At 62.2% G+C, this 516-nt stretch carries 1 protein-coding gene; it reads left to right on the top strand.

Going from position 1 to position 516, the window contains the following annotated elements:
• The coding region (locus BN1119_RS12135; RefSeq protein ID WP_041998203.1) for a lyase family protein at nucleotides 1–516 on the top strand (516 nt) is incomplete at both ends.

Genomic DNA, 516 nt, shown 5'->3' with positions numbered 1-516 from the left:
GGAGATGGCCAACGTCGCCTACCGTCTGGAGCGCCAGCTCAAGCAGATCATGGCGGTCGAGCTGCTGGGCAAGATCAACGGTGCCGTGGGCAACTACAACGCCCACATCAGCGCCTATCCGGATGTGGACTGGCACCAGTTCTCCGAGGAGTTCGTGACTTCGCTGGGCCTGACCTGGAACCCCTACACCACCCAGATCGAGCCCCACGACTACATCGCCGAGCTGTTCGACGCCCTGGCCCGCTTCAACACCATCCTGATCGACTTTGACCGTGACGTCTGGGGTTACATCTCCCTGGGCCACTTCAAGCAGCGCACCATCGCCGGCGAAATCGGCTCCTCCACCATGCCCCACAAGGTCAACCCCATCGACTTCGAGAACTCCGAAGGCAATCTGGGTCTGGCCAACGCCGTGTTCCAGCACCTGGCGAGCAAACTGCCCATCTCCCGCTGGCAGCGTGATCTCACCGACTCGACCGTGCTGCGCAACCTGGGTGTGGCGGTGGGTTACTCCCT

It is taken from the genome of Aeromonas bivalvium, assembly GCF_000819765.1.
GTDB classification, from domain to species: Bacteria; Pseudomonadota; Gammaproteobacteria; order Enterobacterales; family Aeromonadaceae; genus Aeromonas; species Aeromonas bivalvium.
Note: the sequence above shows the minus strand (reverse complement) of the source record. Positions and strands in the feature narration are given on the sequence as shown.